At 70.0% G+C, this 19,917-nt stretch carries 17 protein-coding genes; 10 read left to right on the top strand and 7 right to left on the bottom strand.

The window, feature by feature from the left end; all coding sequences use genetic code 11:
* The first annotated feature begins 67 nt into the window (after positions 1–67).
* The 3 genes from AC1DW8_RS07700 (at position 68) to AC1DW8_RS07690 (ending at position 3,809) form a co-directional block, all read left to right on the top strand.
* Positions 68–973: an ABC transporter ATP-binding protein gene (locus AC1DW8_RS07700; RefSeq protein WP_056778599.1), complete on the top strand. Its 906-nt coding sequence runs from the start codon at positions 68–70 to the stop codon at positions 971–973.
* Positions 970–2,598, top strand: coding sequence for an ABC transporter permease (locus AC1DW8_RS07695; RefSeq protein ID WP_056778597.1), 1,629 nt, complete (start codon positions 970–972; stop codon positions 2,596–2,598). Before AC1DW8_RS07700 ends, AC1DW8_RS07695 begins: the two co-directional genes overlap by 4 nt.
* A gap of 122 nt (positions 2,599–2,720) precedes the next feature.
* A complete protein-coding gene (locus AC1DW8_RS07690) occupies positions 2,721–3,809 on the top strand; it encodes a mannose-1-phosphate guanylyltransferase (RefSeq protein WP_056778594.1) in 1,089 nt (362 codons plus the stop codon).
* A 139-nt stretch (positions 3,810–3,948) separates the two neighbouring features.
* Here AC1DW8_RS07690 and AC1DW8_RS07685 read toward each other — a convergent pair whose 3' ends face one another.
* The gene (locus tag AC1DW8_RS07685; protein ID WP_056778585.1) at positions 3,949–4,917 is read right to left on the bottom strand and encodes an SDR family NAD(P)-dependent oxidoreductase; all 969 of its coding nucleotides are present in this window, start codon (positions 4,915–4,917) and stop codon (positions 3,949–3,951) included.
* A gap of 117 nt (positions 4,918–5,034) precedes the next feature.
* Between AC1DW8_RS07685 and AC1DW8_RS07680 the strand changes: the two genes are divergently transcribed.
* The 7 genes from AC1DW8_RS07680 to AC1DW8_RS07650 all read left to right on the top strand — a co-directional run bounded on the left by AC1DW8_RS07680 (position 5,035) and on the right by AC1DW8_RS07650 (position 13,808).
* Positions 5,035–5,880, top strand: coding sequence for a hypothetical protein (locus tag AC1DW8_RS07680; RefSeq protein WP_056778583.1), 846 nt, complete (start codon positions 5,035–5,037; stop codon positions 5,878–5,880).
* Positions 5,880–7,802 carry a fumarate reductase/succinate dehydrogenase flavoprotein subunit gene (locus AC1DW8_RS07675; protein ID WP_478093027.1) on the top strand — a complete coding sequence of 641 codons (1,923 nt, stop codon included), beginning with the start codon at positions 5,880–5,882 and terminating at the stop codon, positions 7,800–7,802. Before AC1DW8_RS07680 ends, AC1DW8_RS07675 begins: the two co-directional genes overlap by 1 nt.
* Positions 7,799–8,554 (top strand): succinate dehydrogenase/fumarate reductase iron-sulfur subunit, encoded by a 756-nt coding sequence (locus AC1DW8_RS07670; protein WP_056778576.1) that lies wholly within the window; start codon positions 7,799–7,801, stop codon positions 8,552–8,554. Before AC1DW8_RS07675 ends, AC1DW8_RS07670 begins: the two co-directional genes overlap by 4 nt.
* Positions 8,555–8,740: 186 nt before the next feature.
* Positions 8,741–9,394 (top strand): succinate dehydrogenase cytochrome b subunit, encoded by a 654-nt coding sequence (locus AC1DW8_RS07665; RefSeq protein WP_200959155.1) that lies wholly within the window; start codon positions 8,741–8,743, stop codon positions 9,392–9,394.
* Positions 9,395–9,430: 36 nt separating this feature from the next.
* Entirely contained in the window at positions 9,431–11,398 is a 1,968-nt protein-coding gene (locus tag AC1DW8_RS07660; protein WP_156415639.1) for a fumarate reductase/succinate dehydrogenase flavoprotein subunit, read from the top strand.
* Positions 11,395–12,138, top strand: a complete 744-nt coding sequence (locus tag AC1DW8_RS07655) for a succinate dehydrogenase/fumarate reductase iron-sulfur subunit (RefSeq protein WP_478093024.1) — start codon at positions 11,395–11,397, stop codon at positions 12,136–12,138. Before AC1DW8_RS07660 ends, AC1DW8_RS07655 begins: the two co-directional genes overlap by 4 nt.
* A 74-nt stretch (positions 12,139–12,212) precedes the next feature.
* Complete coding sequence (locus AC1DW8_RS07650) at positions 12,213–13,808, top strand: D-alanyl-D-alanine carboxypeptidase family protein (RefSeq protein WP_478093021.1); 1,596 nt, start codon at positions 12,213–12,215, stop codon at positions 13,806–13,808.
* A 71-nt stretch (positions 13,809–13,879) separates the two neighbouring features.
* Here AC1DW8_RS07650 and AC1DW8_RS07645 read toward each other — a convergent pair whose 3' ends face one another.
* The 6 genes from AC1DW8_RS07645 to AC1DW8_RS07620 all read right to left on the bottom strand — a co-directional run bounded on the left by AC1DW8_RS07645 (position 13,880) and on the right by AC1DW8_RS07620 (position 19,876).
* The gene (locus AC1DW8_RS07645) at positions 13,880–14,842 is read right to left on the bottom strand and encodes a glycosyltransferase family 2 protein (protein ID WP_478093020.1); all 963 of its coding nucleotides are present in this window, start codon (positions 14,840–14,842) and stop codon (positions 13,880–13,882) included.
* Positions 14,835–15,635, bottom strand: coding sequence for a glycosyltransferase family 4 protein (locus AC1DW8_RS07640; protein ID WP_478093018.1), 801 nt, complete (start codon positions 15,633–15,635; stop codon positions 14,835–14,837). The genes AC1DW8_RS07645 and AC1DW8_RS07640 overlap by 8 nt, the downstream gene beginning before the upstream one ends.
* A gap of 437 nt (positions 15,636–16,072) precedes the next feature.
* The gene (locus tag AC1DW8_RS07635; RefSeq protein ID WP_478093016.1) at positions 16,073–17,167 is read right to left on the bottom strand and encodes a YihY/virulence factor BrkB family protein; all 1,095 of its coding nucleotides are present in this window, start codon (positions 17,165–17,167) and stop codon (positions 16,073–16,075) included.
* Positions 17,168–17,191: 24 nt separating this feature from the next.
* The gene (locus AC1DW8_RS07630; protein ID WP_478093015.1) at positions 17,192–17,722 is read right to left on the bottom strand and encodes a 2'-5' RNA ligase family protein; all 531 of its coding nucleotides are present in this window, start codon (positions 17,720–17,722) and stop codon (positions 17,192–17,194) included.
* A gap of 136 nt (positions 17,723–17,858) precedes the next feature.
* Positions 17,859–18,677, bottom strand: coding sequence for an ABC transporter permease (locus tag AC1DW8_RS07625; protein ID WP_478093013.1), 819 nt, complete (start codon positions 18,675–18,677; stop codon positions 17,859–17,861).
* Positions 18,674–19,876 carry an ABC transporter ATP-binding protein gene (locus AC1DW8_RS07620; RefSeq protein ID WP_082622974.1) on the bottom strand — a complete coding sequence of 401 codons (1,203 nt, stop codon included), beginning with the start codon at positions 19,874–19,876 and terminating at the stop codon, positions 18,674–18,676. Before AC1DW8_RS07620 ends, AC1DW8_RS07625 begins: the two co-directional genes overlap by 4 nt.
* Positions 19,877–19,917 lie beyond the last annotated feature (41 nt).

Below are 19,917 nucleotides of genomic sequence, written 5' to 3'. Positions count from 1 at the left end.
CGTGGACCGACCCTAACCCAACTCTCACAGCATTCAGTAAACCGTGAAAATTGTGTACCGTCGATCCATGACCTCCGCCATTCAGGTCCACGACCTGCGCAAGACCTTCGGGCACACCGTCGCTCTCGACGGGCTCGACCTCGACGTGGCCACCGGTGAGATCCACGGCTTCCTCGGCCCCAACGGCGCCGGCAAGTCCACGACGATCCGCATCCTGCTCGGCCTGCTGCGCGCCGACGGCGGCAGCGCGACGCTGCTCGGCGGCGACCCGTGGCACGAGGTCGAGACGCTGCACCGCCGCCTTGCCTACGTCCCCGGGGACGTCGCCCTCTGGCCCAACCTCACCGGAGGTGAGGTCATCGACATCCTCGCCCGGCTCCGAGGGGGCGTGGACGAGAAGCGGCGCGCGTCGATGCTCGAACGGTTCGACCTCGACCCCACCAAGAAGGGTCGGTCCTACTCGAAGGGCAACCGGCAGAAGGTGGCCCTCGTCGCGGCCCTGAGCTCCGACGTCGAGCTGCTGCTGCTCGACGAGCCCACCTCGGGTCTCGACCCGCTCATGGAGGCCGTGTTCCGCGACGTCGTCCACGAGTTCCGCCAGGGCGGCGGCACGGTGCTCCTGTCGAGCCACATCCTCTCCGAGGTGGAGCAGGTGTGCGACCGCGTCAGCATCATCCGCGCCGGAGTCAACGTCGAGTCGGGCACCCTGACCGACCTGCGCCACCTGTCCCGCACGACCGTCCGGGCGACCCTCGCGCGCCCGGTCGACCCGGCCCTGCTCACCGGGCTCCCGGGCGTGGGCGACGTCCTCGTGTCCGGTGACCGGGTGACCTGCACCGTCGGCGGCGACGACCTCGGCCGCCTGCTCGAGGTGCTCGGGACCCACGGCATCACGGCCCTGACGAGCGCCCCGCCGACGCTCGAGGAGCTCTTCATGGACCAGTACCGCACGACGTCGACGGCGACATCGTGACCGCCCTGGCCGTCCCCGCACGTCAGGCCGGCGTCGGTCTGACCGGGACCACCTCGCTGCTGCGGCTCGCCGCCCGGCGCGACCGGGTGCTCGTGCCGGTGAGCGCGTTCGGCCTCGCCGCCTTCGTCGCCCTGTCGGCGAAGGCGACGTTCGCGCTCTTCCCCGATCTCGCGTCGGCGCAGCAGGGGATGGCCTCGACGCTCGCCAACCCGGCGCTCGTCGCGATGTACGGGCCGATCTCGAGCCTCAGCATCGACTCGATCGCGACGCTCAAGTCGGTGCTGCTCGGCGGCGTCTTCCTCGCGCTGCTCGCCTACGTCGTCGTCCGGCGCCACACGCGGACGGAGGAGGAGGCCGGGCGGCTCGAGCTGCTCGGTGCCGGCGTCGTCGGGCGCCGTGCCGCGCTGACGGCCGCCGTGCTGCTCGGCACGGCCGCCGTGCTGCTCACCGTCGTCCTCACGGTCGTCTGGTCGATCGCCGTCGGGCTCGACCCCGCCGGATCGGTCGCCCTCGGTGTCTCCTGGCTCGTCATGGGGCTGTCGTGGGTCGGCGTCACCGCGGTCGCCGCGCAGCTGACCTCGAGCACCCGTGGCACTGCTGCGTGGTCGCTCGGCGCGCTGGCCGTCGCCTTCCTCGTCCGGGCCGTGGGCGACACCGCCGGCGGCGACAGCCCGGCCCGCTTCCTGTCCTGGCTGTCGCCGCTCGGCTGGGGCGTCAAGGTGTCGCCCTACGGCGAGAACCGCTACTGGGTCGCGGTGCTCGGGCTCGCGCTCTACGCCGCACTCGTGGCCGCAGCCTTCGTGCTGCTCGACCGGCGGGACCTCGGGTCCGGGGTGCTGCCGAGCCGAGCCGGACACGACCGCAGCCCCGTCCGCACCGCCGGAGCCCTGACCCGGCGTCTGGCCCGCGGCACGCTCGTCGGCTGGGTCGTGGCGTACGCCGTCCTCGGCGTCGTCCTCGGGTCGATCGCGGGCAGCGTCGAGACGTTCGTCGACTCGCCCGAGGTCGCCGACATGCTGCGGGCCATGGGCGGCGACGCCGGCTCCATCACCGACATCTACTTCTCCACTGAGCTGCACTTCGCGGCCATCGGCGCGTCGGCCCTGGCCATCGCCCTCGTCACGAGGATGCACACCGAGGAGACGACGACGCGCCTCGAGTCCCTCCTCGCGACGCCGGTGCGGCGCACCGGATGGGCCCTCGGACACATCGTCATCGCCGTCGTCGCCTCGGCCGTCGTCATGCTCGTCAGCGTCGTCGTGGCCGGCCTCGTCCACGGAGCCGACGTGGGCGACGTCGGCGGGACCGTGGGGCGCCTCGTCGGAGCCGCCCTCTCGACCCTCCCCGCCGTGTGGGTGGTCCTGGCCGTCGCCGTCCTGCTCTACGGCGCGCTCCCCCGCTTCACCGGCCTGGCCTGGGCCGCGCTCATCGTCTTCCTCCTGCTCGGTGAGTTCGGCGACCTGCTCGACCTGCCGGGCTGGCTCGTCGACCTCTCACCGTTCACGCACCTGCCGGCGCTGCCGGGCGGCACGGTCGGAGCCGCCCCCCTCGTCGGGCTCACCCTCGTCGCCGCCGCCCTCAGCGCGGCGGGGGTCGCGGCCCTGCGGCGTCGCGACATCGGCTGACCTCACCAGCGGTGGTCAGCCGGTCGCCCCGGGTCGCCACCGATCGCCACCGATCGCCGACGGGGCGCCGGGGGCCGCGGACGGGTTCGGGCATCGCCGGACGGGTCGGTACGGTGTCCCCCATGACAGGCATCCCCGGCTTCTGGGCCGTGATCCCCGCCGGCGGCTCGGGCACCCGGCTGTGGCCCATCTCGCGCCGCAGCTCGCCGAAGTTCCTGCACGACCTGACCGGGTCGGGGCAGTCGCTGCTGCGCGCCACGTGGGACCGCCTCGAGCCGCTCGTCGACGACCGGATCCTCGTCGTCACCGGGGTCGCCCACGAGGAGGCGGTGCGCCGCCAGCTGCCGATGCTCGGCTACGACGCCGTCATCGGCGAGCCGTCGCCCCGCGACTCGATGCCTGCCATCGGGCTCGCCGCCGCCGTCCTCGAGCGACGCGACCCCGAGGCCGTGCTCGGCTCGTTCGCCGCCGACCACGTCATCACCGAGCCCGACAACTTCCAGCGGGCCGTCGCGGAGGCCGTCGTCCTCGCCCGGCGCGGCGAGCTCGTCACCATCGGCATCGAGCCGACCGAGCCGGCCACCGGCTTCGGCTACATCCGGCTCGGCGCACCGCTCGACGTCGTCGGTGCCCCGAGCGCCCACCGCGTCGACGACTTCGTCGAGAAGCCCGACCTCGAGACCGCGACCCGCTACCTCGAGAGCGGCGAGTACCGCTGGAACGCAGGCATGTTCGTCGTCGGCGCGACCACCCTGCTCGAGCTGCTCGCCGAGAACCACGCCGAGATGGTCGACCACTTGCGCACCATCGCCGCAGACCCCCGCCGCATGCGGGACCTGTGGCCGTCGCTCCAGAAGATCGCCATCGACCACGCCGTCGCCGAGCCCGCTGCCGCCGCCGGCCGCGTCGCCGTCGTGCCCGCAGCCCTCGGCTGGGACGACGTGGGCGACTTCAACTCGCTCACCAAGCTCGTCGCCGAGTCGAGCGAGCTGCCGGGCATCACCGCCATCGGCCCGGCCGACGACATCATCAGCATCGACTCGACCGCCACGGTGTCGGCAGGGGGACGGCTCGTCGCACTCATCGGCGTCGACGACATCGTCGTCATCGACACGCAGGACGCCCTGCTCATCACGCGACCCGACCGCGCCCAGGAGGTCAAGAAGGTCGTCGAGACCCTGGCCGCCCGGGGCCGCACCGAGCTCCTCTGAGATCGTCCGGCTACCGGCTGGGATGACGACGTCCCACCGACCGACTCGCTCGTGCGCCAGGCGCTACCTGCGCATCGAGCGACGGACCTGCTGGCTGCGCTCCTGACCGTCGACCGAGGACGTATGCCGTCCGACGGGCTCAGTCGTCCGCCGCGGGCACCCGGGTCGCCTCGCGGACGAGCGCCCAGAGCCGCGCGACCTGCTCCGGCGTCTCGACCCCGACGGGTGCGTAGTGCGTCGCGCGCCGTCGCCGGTCGTGCCAGAAGCCGCCGGTGCCGATCGCGTCGGCCGTGGCCGTGAGCCACACCGCGGTGTCGGCGCCCGCGTCGGCATCCCGCAGCAGCGGCCCGGTGAGCGCCGCGAAGCGAGGCAGTGAGTCGGTGACACCCGGGGTGTCGGCCCAGCCGGGGTGCATCGAGTGGACCCGGATGTCGTCGGACGCGAGATCTCGCGCCCACAGCTCGGTGAGGACCAGCTGCATGCGCTTCGTGCGGGCGTAGGCCGTGACACCCGAGTAGTCGCCCGACGCGTACTCCCAGTCGTCGACGTCGAGCCGCTGACCGTAGGCGCCGCCGGACGTCACGAGCACGACCCTTCCGCCCGCGAGCGCCTCGCGGAGCCCGTAGGTGAGCACGTGGGGGCCGAGCACGTGGGTGGCGAGGGTCAGCTCGTGACCCTCCGGCGTGACCGTGCGTCTCGGGGGCATGACCCCGGCGTTGTGGACGACCGCGTGCAGCCGCGGCACGTCCGCGACGAACCGGCGCGCGAACTCCGCAGTCGCGGCGAGGTCGCTGACGTCGGCGACGTGGGCCGTCACCTCCGCGAGGGGCTGCTCGGCGAGCAACCGGGAGCGGGCGTCGTCGAGACGGGAGGCGTCGCGGCCGGTGAGGTGCACGACGGCGCCGAGGTGCGCGAGACCGCGAGCCGTCGCCAGGCCGAGGCCACCGCTCGCGCCGGTCACGAGCACGTGGCGCCCGACCAGTGCCCCGGGCACCGGGTCGTGCGGCCACCAGGCACGGCGCACGGCGGGCCCGATCTTCGTGTAGCCGAGGACCAGGGACTTGTCCATGGCCCAGTCGAGGGCCGCGGCCGCTGCGTGGAGCACCATGGCCCCACCCTAGGTGAGCGCACGCAGGCGTCGACGATCCTCGCTTCACCCCCTCGTGGCGCGCGTCACACTAGAGTGTGCGACGGCGCCCGACCAACGACGGTGGAGGTTCGCAGGATGAGTGAGACGAGGCTCGACCCGGCTTCCGGCGCAGGAGGTTCCGTCGCCGGTGGCGTCGGCGCTCCGGGGCGGGCCCAGATCCCCGGGCGCACCCTGCGCGGCGACCGGTGGTGGGTCCAGCCGGTCATCATCGTCACGCTGCTCGTCCTCTGGCTGCTCTACGCGCTGGTGCGGACCTCCATGCAGCGGTACTACTTCGTCGAGACGTACCACTACCTCACGCCGTTCTACTCGCCGTGCGTCACCGCCTCCTGCGTCCCGGGAGCCCGCCACCTCGGCACCTGGATGGGTGAGCTCCCGCCGCTCGTCCCGTATGCGTTCTTCCTGCTGCCGATCCTGCTGGGCTTCCGGCTCACCTGCTACTACTACCGCAAGGCGTACTACCGGTCGTTCTGGCTCTCGCCGCCCGCCTGCGCCGTGGCCGAGCCGCACGCGAAGTACACGGGCGAGACGCGCTTCCCGCTCATCCTGCAGAACGTCCACCGCTACTTCTTCTACGCCGCGGTCGTCGTCTCCGGGATGAACACGCTGGACGCCTTCGACGGCTTCCACGGCAAAGACGGCGGCATCGGCATGGGCCTGGGCACGCTCATCATGCTCGTCAACGTCGGTTTCCTCTGGCTCTACACGGCGTCGTGCCATTCATGCCGACACCTCATCGGTGGCCGGCTCAAGCACTTCTCGAAGCACCCGGTGCGCTACCGGGCCTGGACCGTCGTCTCGCGCCTCAACACCCGGCACATGCAGCTGGCCTGGACCACGCTCGGCACCCTCATGGTGACCGACGCCTACATCGCCCTGGTCGCGTCCGGGGTCGTCACGGATCTGAGGTTCTTCAACTGATGGCCGCCGAGCTGGAGCACTTCGAGTACGACGTCGTCATCGTCGGGGCCGGTGGGGCGGGCCTGCGGGCCGCGATCGCCGCGCGCGAGGCAGGACTTCGCACGGCCATCATCTGCAAGTCGCTCTTTGGCAAGGCGCACACCGTCATGGCCGAGGGCGGCATCGCCGCGAGCATGGGCAACGTCAACAGCAAGGACAGCTGGCAGGTGCACTTCCGCGACACGATGCGCGGCGGCAAGTTCCTCAACTCGTGGCGGATGGCCGAGCTGCACGCCAAGGAGGCCCCCGACCGCGTGTGGGAGCTCGAGACGTACGGCGCCCTCTTCGACCGCACTCCGGACGGACGGATCAGCCAGCGCAACTTCGGGGGCCACGAGTACCCCCGCCTCGCCCACGTCGGCGACCGCACCGGGCTCGAGCTGATCCGCACGCTGCAGCAGAAGATCGTCTCCCTCCAGCAGGACGACGAACGTGAGTCCGGCGACCCGGAGAGCCGGCTGAAGGTCTTCGCCGAGGTGACGATCACCGACCTTCTCCAGGACCCGAGCGGGGCCATCGCCGGCGCCTTCGGCTACTGGCGCGAGTCGGGTCGGTTCGTCCGCTTCAACGCCCCCGCCGTCGTCCTGGCCACCGGGGGCATCGGCAAGTCGTTCAAGGTCACCTCGAACTCATGGGAGTACACCGGCGACGGACACGCCCTGGCCCTGCGGGCGGGGTCGACCCTCGTCAACATGGAGTTCATCCAGTTCCACCCGACAGGCATGGTGTGGCCGCCCTCGGTCAAGGGGATCCTGGTCACCGAGTCGGTGCGCGGAGACGGCGGCGTGCTGAAGAACTCCGAGGGCAAGCGCTTCATGTTCGACTACGTGCCCGACGTCTTCCGCGGCCAGTACGCCGAGACCGAGGAGGAGGGCGACCGCTGGTACACCGACCCCGACAACAACAAGCGCCCCCCGGAGCTGCTCCCCCGCGACGAGGTGGCACGCGCCATCAACTCGGAGGTCAAGGCCGGCCGCGGGTCACCGCACGGCGGGGTCTTCCTCGACATCGCCACGCGGCGTCCCCCCGAGGAGATCCTCAAGAAGCTGCCGTCGATGCACCACCAGTTCAAGGAGCTGGCCGACGTCGACATCACGAAGGAGGCGATGGAGGTCGGCCCCACCTGTCACTACGTCATGGGTGGTGTCGAGGTCGACCCGGACAGCGCCGCCGCCGCTGGGGTGCCTGGCCTCTTCGCCGCCGGAGAGGTGTCCGGCGGCATGCACGGGTCCAACCGCCTGGGCGGCAACTCCCTCTCGGACCTGCTCGTCTTCGGCGCCCGCGCCGGAACCGGCGCCGCGGCATACGTCCTGTCACTGGGCGACCGTCGGCCGGACGTCGACCAGGCGGTCGTCGACGCCGCCGCAGCCGCTGCGCTCGCGCCGTTCGAGGAGGAGGGCGGCGAGAACCCGTACACCCTCCACCAGGAGATGCAGCAGACGATGAACGACCTCGTCGGCATCATCCGCACGGCCGCGGAGATCGAACGCGCACTCGAACGGCTCGAGGACCTCAAGGCCCGCGCCGAGCACCTGACCGTGGAGGGCCACCGGCAGTTCAACCCGGGCTGGCACCTCGCCCTCGACCTGCGCAACATGCTCGCCGTCAGCGAGTGCGTGGCCCGGGCCGCGCTGCTGCGCCAGGAGAGCCGCGGTGGCCACACCCGCGACGACTACCCGACGATGGACCCGCGCTGGCGGGGCCGCAACCTCATCTGCTCGGCGGACGGCGACGGCATCGTGGTGCGCGAGCAGCCGATGCCGGCCATGCGCGGCGACCTGCTGGCCCTCTTCGACACGGGCGAGCTGGCCAAGTACCTCACGCCGGACGAGCTGGCCGACGTGCCGGCACCGGTGACGCCCATCGACGGGAGCGGGTCATGAGCTACGACGCGAGGTTCCGGGTCTGGCGCGGCGACGCCGACGGCGGCGAGCTCGTCGACTACACCGTCGAGGTCAACGAGGGCGAGGTCGTGCTCGACATCATCCACCGCATCCAGGCCACCCAGTCGGGGGACCTCGCGGTGCGTTGGAACTGCAAGGCCGGCAAGTGCGGATCGTGCAGCGCCGAGGTCAACGGCATGCCACGGCTGCTGTGCATGACCCGGATGTCGACGTTCACCGAGACCGAGGTGGTCACCGTGACGCCGATGCGTGCCTTCCCGGTCATCCGCGACCTCGTGACCGACGTGTCCTTCAACTACGCGAAGGCCCGCCAGATCCCGGCGTTCGCGCCGCCCGAGGGGGTGGCGCCCGGCGACTACCGGATGCAGCAGGTCGACGTCGAGCGCTCGCAGGAGTTCCGCAAGTGCATCGAGTGCTTCCTCTGCCAGGACACCTGCCACGTCGTGCGTGACCACGAGAACAACAAGGAGGCGTTCGCCGGACCCCGCTTCCTCATCCGTGCGGCCGAGCTCGACATGCACCCGCTCGACGCGCGTGAAGACCGTGCGGACTTCGCCCGCGACGCCCAGGGCATCGGGATGTGCAACATCACGAAGTGCTGCACCGAGGTCTGCCCCGAGCACATCAAGATCACCGACAACGCGATCATCCCGATGAAGGAGCGCGTGGTCGGCCGTCACTACGACCCGCTCGTGTGGCTGGGCACGAAGATCGGGCTCCGCAAGCGCTGAGCGCCCGGAACGCGCTGACCTCGGTGACCGGCGTATGACAGTGGAAATGGTCACACTCGGCGTCTACCGGACGGTAGCCGTCGGACCGCGCGAAGCCTCGGGGATAAGGTTTCGACCGTGGCCACTCAAACTCTCCCGGTGACGGGATCGAATCGACCTGCATCGGCCCGCCGGAACACCGTGTTCATGAAGATGCTCATGGCCGGCTCAGGCGCGTTGTTCGTGTTCTACGTCCTCGTGCACATGTACGGCAACCTCAAGATCTTCGCCGGCGTCGACGCGTTCAACGAGTACGCCGAGCACCTCCGGACGTTGTTCACGCCCTTCCTGCCGTATGCCGGCTTCCTCTGGCTCTTCCGGGTCCTCCTCATCGCGGCGCTGGTGGCTCACGCGTGGTCCGCGTTCTACCTGTGGAGCCGTGCTCGCAGCGCCCGGACGACGCGCTACGTGGCCAAGGCCGCGGCCCGTGCGACGGTCAAGAGCAAGATGATGCGCTGGGGCGGCGTCGCGCTGCTCCTCTTCCTCGTGTGGCACCTGCTCCAGTTCACGATCGTCAAGTTCAACGTCGGCTCGCTTCCGGCCGAGGGCAACCCGGGGCTGCTCGTCATCAGCAGCTTCCAGGTGTGGTGGGTCGTCCTGATCTACCTGCTCGCCCTCGTCGCCCTGGGCCTGCACCTCTACCACGGGGTCTGGAGCGCCACCCAGACCCTCGGCTGGGCCGGCAACGCCGCCGCACGCCGCCGCGCCAAGACGCTCGGGACGGTCATCGCGCTCGTCACGAGCGTGGGGTTCGCCCTCCCCCCGCTCGCCATCCTCTTCGGACTCGTCAAGGGAAGCTGACCAGTGACCACGACATCCACGACGCCCTCCTCCCCCGTGCCCGGTCTCGTCCACGGCGTATACGCCGAGGGTGAGCCGATCCGCGACACGAAGGCCCCGGCCGGCCCGATCGACCGCCGCTGGAACACCCGCAAGTTCGAGGCCTCCCTCGTCAACCCGGCCAACCGGCGCAAGCTGTCCGTCATCATCGTCGGCACCGGACTGGCCGGTGGCGCGGCCGCCGCGACACTCGGCGAGGCCGGCTACCAGGTCAAGTCCTTCTGCTACCAGGACTCCCCGCGTCGCGCGCACTCGATCGCCGCGCAGGGCGGGATCAACGCCGCCAAGAACTACAAGGAGGACGGCGACTCCGTCTACCGCCTCTTCTACGACACCGTCAAGGGCGGCGACTACCGCTCGCGCGAGTCGAACGTCTACCGCCTCGCCGAGGTCAGCACCAACATCATCGACCAGTGCGTCGCGCAGGGCGTGCCCTTCGCCCGCGAGTACGGCGGCCTCCTCGACAACCGCTCCTTCGGCGGGGTCCAGGTCTCGCGCACCTTCTACGCCCGCGGCCAGACCGGCCAGCAGCTGCTCATCGGCGCCTACCAGGCCCTCGAGCGCCAGGTCGCGGCCGGCACGGTGGAGATGTTCAGCCGCCACGAGATGCTCGAGGTCGTGGTCGTCGACGGCAAGGCCCGCGGCATCATCGCCCGCGACCTCGTCACGGGCGAGATCGAGACGCACCTCGCCGACGCCGTCGTGCTCGCGTCGGGCGGCTACGGCAACGTCTTCTACCTCTCGACCAACGCGATGGGCAGCAACGTCACCGCGACGTGGCGCGCGCACCGCAAGGGCGCTCACTTCGCCAACCCCTGCTACACGCAGATCCACCCGACGTGCATCCCGGTGGCCGGTGAGCACCAGAGCAAGCTGACGCTCATGTCGGAGTCGCTGCGCAACGACGGCCGCATCTGGGTGCCGAAGAACGCCGCGGACTGCGAGAAGGACCCGCGCCAGATCCCCGAGGAGGACCGCGACTACTACCTCGAGCGGATCTACCCCTCGTTCGGCAACCTCGTCCCTCGTGACATCGCGAGCCGCCAGGCCAAGAACGTCTGCGACGAGGGCCGCGGCGTCGGTCCCAAGGTCGGCGACTTCCGCCGCGGGGTCTACCTCGACTTCACCGACGCCCTGAAGCGCATGAGCGCCGAGGCCGTCGCGGAGAAGTACGGCAACCTGCTCGACATGTACCAGCGGATCACGGGTGAGAACCCCTACGAGGTGCCGATGCGCATCTACCCCGCGGTGCACTACACGATGGGCGGCCTCTGGGTCGACTACGACCTCCAGTCGAGCATCCCGGGCCTGTTTGTCACGGGCGAGGCGAACTTCTCCGACCACGGCGCCAACCGCCTCGGCGCCTCGGCCCTCATGCAGGGCCTGGCCGACGGCTACTTCGTGCTCCCGCACACGATCCGCGACTACCTCGCCAAGGGCCCCTTCCCCAAGCTCGAGGAGTCCCACGAGGCCGTCGTCGAGGCCCGCGCCTCGGTCGACGCGCGCGTCGCCAAGTTCCTGTCGATCAACGGCGACCGCTCGGTCGACTCCTTCCACAAGGAGCTCGGCAACATCATGTGGGAGTTCTGCGGCATGGAGCGCTCCGAGGAGGGGCTGCTCAAGGCCATCGACCTCATCCGCGGCCTGCGCGACGAGTTCTGGCGCAACGTCAAGGTGCTCGGCAGCGCCGACACGCTCAACCAGAGCCTCGAGAAGGCCGGCCGCGTCGCCGACTTCCTCGAGCTCGGAGAGCTCATGTGCATCGACGCGCTGCACCGCCGCGAGTCGTGCGGTGGTCACTTCCGCGCCGAGTCCCAGACCGAGGACGGCGAGGCGCTGCGTCACGACGACGAGTACGCCTACGTCGCCGCGTGGGAGTGGGGCGGTCAGGACGGCGCGCCGGTCCTGCACAAGGAAGACCTGGTCTACGAATTCGTCGAGATGAAGCAGCGGAGCTACAAGTGAATCTGACTCTCAAGATCTGGCGCCAGTCCGGGCCCAAGGCCAAGGGCGAGATGGTGACCTACCCGGTCACCGACATCTCCGAGGACATGTCGTTCCTCGAGATGCTCGACGTGCTCAACGAGCAGCTCAACGCCCGCGGTGAGGAGCCGATCGCCTTCGACTCCGACTGTCGCGAGGGCATCTGCGGCATGTGCGGCCTCATGATCTCCGGCAAGGCGCACGGCCCCGAGGTCACGACGACGTGCCAGCTGCACATGCGCAGCTTCTCCAACGGGGACGAGATCACCATCGAGCCGTGGCGCGCCGACGCGTTCCCGGTCATCAAGGACCTCGTCGTCGACCGCGGCAGCTTCGACCGCATCATCCAGGCGGGCGGCTTCATCAGCGCCAACACCGGCTCGGCCCCCGAGGCCCACTCGGTGCCGGTGCCCAAGCCCAAGGCTGACCGCGCCTTCATGGCGGCGGCCTGCATCGGCTGCGGTGCCTGCGTCGCGGCCTGCCCGAACGCGTCCGGCATGCTCTTCATGGGCGCGAAGATCACTCACCTCGGCGAGCTCCCCCAGGGCCAGCCGGAGCGTGACGCCCGCGTCGTCAACATGGTGACCCAGCACGACCACGAGGGCTTCGGCGGCTGCACGAACATCGGCGAGTGCTCCTCGGCCTGCCCCAAGGAGATCCCGCTCGACGTCATCAACCAGCTCAACAAGGACCTGCGCGGCGCCCTGATGCGCGGCGAGTGAGGCGCGACGCGCCCACCGCAGGACCCACGACGACCCGCCCCGGAGCATCCGGGGCGGGTTAGTCTTTCCCGGCGATGAAGCCTCGAGACCCGGCCCGACGTCGCCCGTGGACGGTCACCGTCGCGGGCGCGGCGCTCAGCGCGCCCGGGCTCGGGCTCGCCCTGACGACGACGTATGCCGTACCGCCCGCCTCCGGCACGCCCCTCCCCCGCGCCGCACCCGCGGCAGCAGCACCCGTCGCCGCACCGACCTGTGCGGCGTGGCAGACCCGCCAGGCCGTCCCGGTCGGGGTCACGCTGACACCGCGGGTCTTCCCCACCGACGAGCCCGCGGCCCGGACGTCGAGCGCGCGACCCTCCGCGACCACCTCCGCGACCACCTCCGCGACGACCTCCGCGTCGGCGCAGGCCCCCGTACCAGTCCCGCGCCCGACGGTCGCGGCGACACCGGCGAAGCCGCCGAAGGTCCGCGTCGTCTGCCGCAACGCGCCACCCACCCCCTTCGCCCATCCCGCGTGGAAGCCCGAGACGGTCGTCGGTGGCTCGCGCCTGGCCGAGTCCGGTGTCGTCGTCGACCGCCCGGCCTCCGTGCCCGCGCCGCCCGAGGTCTACGACGTCTCGTACGTCGTGGCCGACCTCGACACCGGTGAGGTCCTCGCCGCCAAGTCACCGCACGCGTGGCTGCGCCCGGCCAGCACCCTCAAGACCCTGACCGCCCTGACGTTGATGCCGCGTCTCGACCCGCGACGGGTCGTCGTCGCCGGCCAGGACGCCCAGGACGCGGCCGGGTCGCGCGTCGGCATCCTCGCCGGCAACCGCTACCCCGTCTCGAGCCTCTTCGACGCCATGCTGATGTTCTCGGCCAACGACGCCGTCTACGCGCTCGCCGACGCCGCCGGTGGCTACGAGGCCACGGTGGAGCTGATGAACGTCAAGGCCCGTGAGGTCGGGGCCCACGACACCCTCACCGTCGACCCGAGCGGCCTCGACGACGGCGCCCAGCGGTCGAGCGCCTACGACCTGGCGCTCATCGGGCGCGACGCCATGCGCCTGCCGGCCTTCCGCGCCACGATCACCAAGCGCGACAGCGTCTTCCCCGGCGGGAAGGACAAGCGGGGGAAGGTGTGGCCGGCCTTCCACGTCTACAACATCAACGAGCTGCTGCAGCACTACCCCGGCGCCGTGGGCATCAAGCCCGGCCGCACCGACCGGGCACAGCACACCTTCATGGGGGCCGCGACCCGCGGTGGTCGCACCCTCGTCGTGACACAGATGGGCAGCATCACCGGCTCGTGGAAGCCGACGGCGGCCCTGCTCGACTGGGGCTTCGCCAACGCCGACCGGGTCACGCCCGTCGGGCGGCTCGTCGAGCCCGGCGAGGCCGCGGCGCCCGCCGCAGCACCCGAGCTGCCGGAGCTGCCCACCGGCGGCGCGACCGGCACCCGCGTCGGCTCGGGGCCCCTGCCGGGGACCTCGGCGGGCACCGGCACCCCGGCCCCGGTCGCCGCCCCGGTCGCGTCCCCGGTCGCGTCCCCGGTCGCGTCCCCGGCGAGCGAGGCGACGGCATCCGACCGCACCAGGTCGCTCGTCGTGCTCGCCGCGGCCGGTGTCGTCGTCACCACCGGCGTCGTGCTCCTCGCGATCGCCCGGCGCCGGCGCCGCGCGGCGTGAAACATCCTTGCGGCGCAAGGTCGCAGGTGCCCGGACTCACCGGACAGGACTCGCGAGAACTCCCAACCAGGTCACCTCGCAGGCCTGGCCCAATACCGCAGGGGACGGAGAGCCACCGCGTGCGCGAGGGCGTCCAGCAGGCCCCGAGCGGCGATCAGCAGCTCGCCACGCCCGAGGGCAGTCACAGCGGAGTGCGCCTTGACGCGAGCTGTTCGACGCTGACGGGTCCGCCACTTCTGTCGGAGCGCTCGGCGCTGCGCATCGGAGTTCGCCCGTGAGAAGTAGGTCCGTGCCCAGACCCGACGCGTTTCCTGGATGTTCTGAGCCCCCGCGGAGTCAGAGGCGTTGGATCCGTGCCGCCGGTAGCCGACGCGAGCGCCGGGCAGGAACAGCACCGGTCCGTGTCTGAGTACCCGGAGCATCAAGTCCCAGTCGTCCGCGAGGACGTAGCTCGTGTCGGGTCCACCCACCTCGGTCACGATGTCCAGCTTGAGCATGACGCAGCTCGGAGGGCAGAGCCGGTTGTGGACGAACACATCCTCGAAACGAACCTCGCGCCCATCGCTTGCGTCGAGCGAGGATGAGCTGCTGTCACCCATCATCGCGGCCGCGAACGCACCATCGTCGAATGGTCTTCCGTCAGCATCCACGAGGTCGACCAGCGCAGCGGCGCCCACGGCGTCCGACCGTTGACTCAAGCAGGAGACCGCGCGACTGAAGAAGTCGGATGGCAATACATCGTCCTGGTCCAGGAAGACGACGTATGACGCACCAGGCGTGCTGGCTGCCATCGCGTGGTTCCGGGTGGACGCGATGCCCGACGAGCCCTTGGTGCGCAGACGCACCCGAGCGTCGGCTTGCGACCACCGGCGCACTCTTTCAACGCTGTCATCGCTGGACCCATCGTCGACGACGACGACCTCGAAATGGGGGTGAGTCTGTGAGATGACGCTCTGCAACGTCTCATCGATGAACCGAGCACCGTTGTAGAGCGGTATCACCACCAAGACACGCTCACTGTTCGGCTCAACCATTCGCGGGCACCTCTCGGCCAGGGCCCGCTGTCGGGAGCCCCCACTCCTTGAGGATCTCGTCCAATCGTTCGGCGCGGCCGGCCCAGCTGAATTCCATTGACCGTTCACGAGCACGTCGACCGAGATCGCTGCGTGCCGTCGGGGCGTCAGCAAGCTGTCGCAAGACATCGATCAAGGCGCCTGGGTCGTTGCGCCTGATGACTATCGCAGCGTCCCCGGCGACCTCCGGCATGCCACCGGACTCCGTGACCACGGTTGCCACGCCGCTGGCGAGCGACTCCAACAGCGTGAGACCGCACGGCTCCTCCCATCGAGACGGGAGCGTCACGACATCTGCCCACTCGTAGTGTCCAGGAAGCTCTGCCCGCGGCGTGAAAGGCACGAACTCGACCCCACAGGACAGGGTTGAGGCGCGTCTGCGCAGGGCGCGCTCGTAGCTGGAGAGTGGGCCATCGATGGCGAAGCCCTCACTGCCCACGATCCTGACGGTGAGTCCGTGGATCCCGGCTCGCTCCACCGCATCCAGCAGCACGTCGGGGCCCTTCTCCGGCACGACCCGGCCCACGTACAAGATTCTCAGTCCGTCCCGGTCGGTCCGGTCCACGGGCACGAAGGAATCGGTATCGACACCGTTGACCAGGGAGACGACCCGGGAGCGCATCGAGCGAGGAACGTGGAGGCGCGTCCTTTCAGCCAGCCACTCACTGACGGTGATGATCCCCTCCAAACCGCGGACGGAGCTGTGAGCTGCCCACGGGGCTCCGTGCAGGATCTCGTTGTGTGCGTAGAGCACTGGCGCTGATTGGGCTGGAAGGAGAGTGGCCACGTTCGGCGCGTTGTGGAGCAGCACGGTGTGCGGTGCGTCGCTCAGGACCTTGAAAGCAGCACTGTACTCACGGGAGGCGAAGGGCCGGCCGGCGCCCATCCGAGCGAGGGCAGTGTCGACGAGACGGACTGAGTGGCTTCGCGGTGGGGCAGGCGGGTAGGAGATCACGTCTGCTGAGCTGTATCGCTCGGCCTACGTTCCCTCAGCCACCAGAACCTGATGCCTGGCGCTCTCGGCCGTCGGACGCGCCAGCCCGTCGATCACCGTCATCACGGCCGATCCTGTCATCGGCGAGAAGTGGTCACCCGGCGTCGGCACATGGGCTATCACGGGTCGAATGTACCCAGCACGTGTCTGCCCGCACGGCGAACAGCGGTACTGACAGGCCCAGTGACCCGGGTCCCTCAGCGGTGCTGCCGGCGAAGCCCAGCGACCAGCGCGGCCGAGGCGGCACCGACGACCGCACCCGCGGCGAGGCTGACCCGGTCGACCGCGCGGGAACCGGCGACGTCCCGCCCAGCCACGTCAGAGTGCCCGGGCGCCACCTCGAGGGGGGCTGCCGCATACGGCACGAGGCTGGTGTCGGCGCCGGAGGCGAGCGGGGCGATGAACACGGGGCGGGCGGCCCTCGACAGCGTCGAGCGGCCGGTGTCATCGCCCAGGGCGTCGAGGTCGACGTCGTTCGCGGCCCACGCGGCCGAGAGGAGGATGACCTTGGACATGAGGTCGAGCCAGAAGAGCAGTCCGACCGAGAGCGCGACGGCCCCGAGCAGCGGGTTGGCCGTGGCATGGCTGACGAGGAAGCCGCCGAACAGCTTGAGCAGGGTGAGGATGACGGCACCGATCACCGCTCCCTGACGGATGTCGCGCAGCGGCAGCGGTGCTCCCGAGAGGGTCCGCAGCAGGACGACGAGGATGAAGGTGTCGAAGACGACGCCGATGAGAAGTCCCAGCAGGCCGACGAGGAGTCCGTTGCCCTCGAGACCGACCCACCCGGCAACCTGCTCGGCCAGACCCCCGATGCTGCTCGTGAGGATCGCCGAGACCGCGACGGCCGTACCGACGGTCACGAGGACCAGCAGGTCACGGGCCATCGTCCGCACCATGGCGTGTGGCGCGACCTCGAGGCCGAAGACGCCGCGGATGCCGGTGCGCAGGGCCCGAACCCACCCCATGCCGGCGAACAGCAGCGTCACGAACGAGATGATGCCGGTCAGGGTCAGCGTCAGGCTCGCCGGCGCCTCGATGCTGATGATGCCGTCGGGGTTGCTCGGCGTCTTGACCATCCCGGGGAGGGCGTTGTTGAGCGAGTCGGCGATCGCGAGGACGAGATCGGGGCGGTCCTGCAGGACGAAGCCGAAGATCGCGAAGGCGAGCGCGAGCGCCGGGAAGATGGAGAAGAAGGCGTAGTAGCTGACCCCCGCCGCGAGCAGGTTGCCGCTCGACGTGCTGAATCGGGTCCACGCCCGGTACGGAGACAGGGCCTTGAGCCGATCCATGAGGGGCCCCAGCGCCGGCACCCGTCAGCCCCCGGTGAGAGTGAACTCGTGCACGGGACGCCACACGTCGTCCTCGCCCAGCTCGTAGAGGTGGTACGCGCCGACCTCGAACGCGACGGAGTAGTCGGCGAGGTCGGTGAAGGCGAGGTCGAGCGACTCGGCCGGCACGTTGTGCGCCACGGTGACGTGCGGGTGGTAGTAGAACTCGAGGTCGCGGCTCACCGGCCCCGAGCGCAGCGACACCTCGAGCGCCTCGCAGTTCGAGACGCCCTGGGCCACCTGGATGAACACGACGTCGGACAGCGGACGGAACGTGCCCGTGCCACGCAGGACGACGTCGAACGCGGCGTGCGCGGCGGCCACCTCGGCGCAGTGGCTCCGGAAGGCGGCATACGCCTCCGCGTCGACCTCGGTCGGCGGCAGCAGGGTGATGTGCGCGGGGATCTGCCAGGCCTGGGGGTCACCGAAGTCGGCCCGGCGACGCTGGAGATAGTCACCGTGCGGGGCCGGGATCGGGATCGAGACGCCGATCGTCGTGGGGCGCGCAACACTCACGCACCCGACCGTACCCAATCTCCTCGACCAGTGCGGCCGCGGGCATGCCGGACGTGCGGCGGCGTCCCCGCTCACGATCGCACCGGCCGCGACGGCCGCGCCCTCACCGATCGTCACCCCGAGAGCGGGGCTGGCCTCAGATCACGTCCGCGAACGACCGCTCGAACCGCTGGAAGACGAGCAACCCGGCGAAGAGAGCCCCTGCGCTGACGATGACCGCCCCGGCCAGCTGCCACGCCGGCGGCGGCGCCGTGCCGAGCAACGACCAGCGGATCCCAGTCAGCAGCCAGCTCATCGGGTTGAGATCGAAGAAGATGCGGTACTGCTCGGGAACGGCTTCGAGCGAATACGCCACGGGCGTCGCGTACAGCCCGATCTGGACCAGCCAGGGCAGGACGTACGCCACGTCCCGGTAGCGCACCATGATCGCGGAGGCGGCCAGTCCCAACCCCAGACTCAGGCAGAGGGTGCACAGGACCCAGAAGGGAAGGGCGAGCGCCGCGATGCCCGGGTTGACCCGGAAGGCGACCAGCAGAACGACGCCGAGGACGAGGGCCACGACGAAGTCGAGGATGACCGACAGGATCGTCGACGCCGGGACGAGGATGCGTGGAAAGAACACCTTGGACACGAGCGCCTGGTTGGCGACCAGCGAAGGGGCGGCCCGGTTCAGCACGCCGGAGAAGAGATTCCAGCCCAGCATGCTGATGTAGGAGAACAGAAAGTACGGCACCCCGTCGGTCGAGAGACCTGCGATCCGGCCGAAGATGATGGAGAAGATCCCGGCCGCAACCAAGGGTTGCAGGATCACCCAGGTGACGCCCACGGCCGTCTGCCGGTACCGGAGGAGGACGTCGCGCTGGCCGAAGCGAAGGAAGACCTCTCGAGCACCCCAGAGCTCCTGCCAGTGCGGGAGACTCAGGCGCCCGGGTGGTGTGATGACGACCTTGCTCATGCGTGCACCTCGTAGTCGAAGTCCAGCAGGACCGCACCGTGGCCGGTGGCCTCGGGTGAGGTCAGCTCCGGGTAGGGCAACGAGGGCAGGATGTCGAACGTGGCCGAGCCTTCCCATGAGTCCAAGATGCCTGACGCACACACGAAGACGTCGATCGAGTAGCGGCCAGGCTTCATCCACAGGTGGCGGATCGACAGCCGAAGACGCTGCTCACGGTCCGCGTCCAGGTAGCGGCCGACGAGGCGGGAGTCGCACTGACCCACGACGTTCCCGTTCGCGTCCGTCAGGTGCGCCGAGACGAAGTAGGTGCCGATGAAGTCGTCGGTCGGACCGATGCGAATGTCGACCAACTTGTCATCGTCGACGGAGAAGGTCTGACTCGTCGGCACGACCTCGAGGATGCGAGGCACGTCGTCACTCAGCCCCTTCCGCGCCTGCGTCTCACGAGCGGCATACTCCTCATAGCTGCCGCGATAGCGCTCGATGACGTCGGAGACACCGCCCTGCAGCTGGAGCGTGCCGTGCTGGAGGAAGATCGCCGACGTGCACAGCGACTCAACCGTCTGCATCTGGTGACTGACGTAGAGCACGGTGCGTCCGTCGTTGGCGACGTCACGCATCTTGGCGAGAGACTTCCGTTGGAACTCCGCGTCTCCCACGGCCAGCACCTCGTCGATCGCCAGGAGCTCCGTGTCCAGGTGCGCTGCCACCGAGAACGCCAGCCGTACGTACATGCCGGAGGAGTATCGCTTGACCGGCGTGTCGAGGAAGCGCTCCACCCCCGAGAAGTCGACGATCTCGTCGAAACGCCGTCGGATCTCGTTGCGCCGCATCCCGAGCAGCGCCCCGTTGAGGAAGATGTTCTCGCGACCCGTCAGTTCCGGGTGGAAGCCCGTGCCCACCTCGAGCAGGCTGCCCATGCGACCGGACAGCTCGATCCTTCCAGCCGTCGGTGCCGTGATCCGCGTCAGGAGCTTGAGCAGCGTGGACTTGCCGGCGCCGTTTCGCCCGACGATGCCGACGGCCTCTCCCCACGGGATCTCGAAGGACACGTCCGACAGGGCGGTGAAGTCCTCGTAGTCCCCGCGTCGAAACGGGTGACGCAGTCGCTGGGCCACGGCCTCGGTCACCCGGGTGACCGGTGCTGCTCGATGAGCGATGCGGTAGGACTTCGACAGTCCTGCCGCACGAATCGCCATGTCCGTGCTCACGCTGCGCCCCCGATGTTCTGTCTGTGATG

The sequence above is a fragment of the Terrabacter sp. P2_E3 genome, from assembly GCF_056403915.1.
This window is presented reverse-complemented; position numbering and strand designations above follow the sequence as displayed.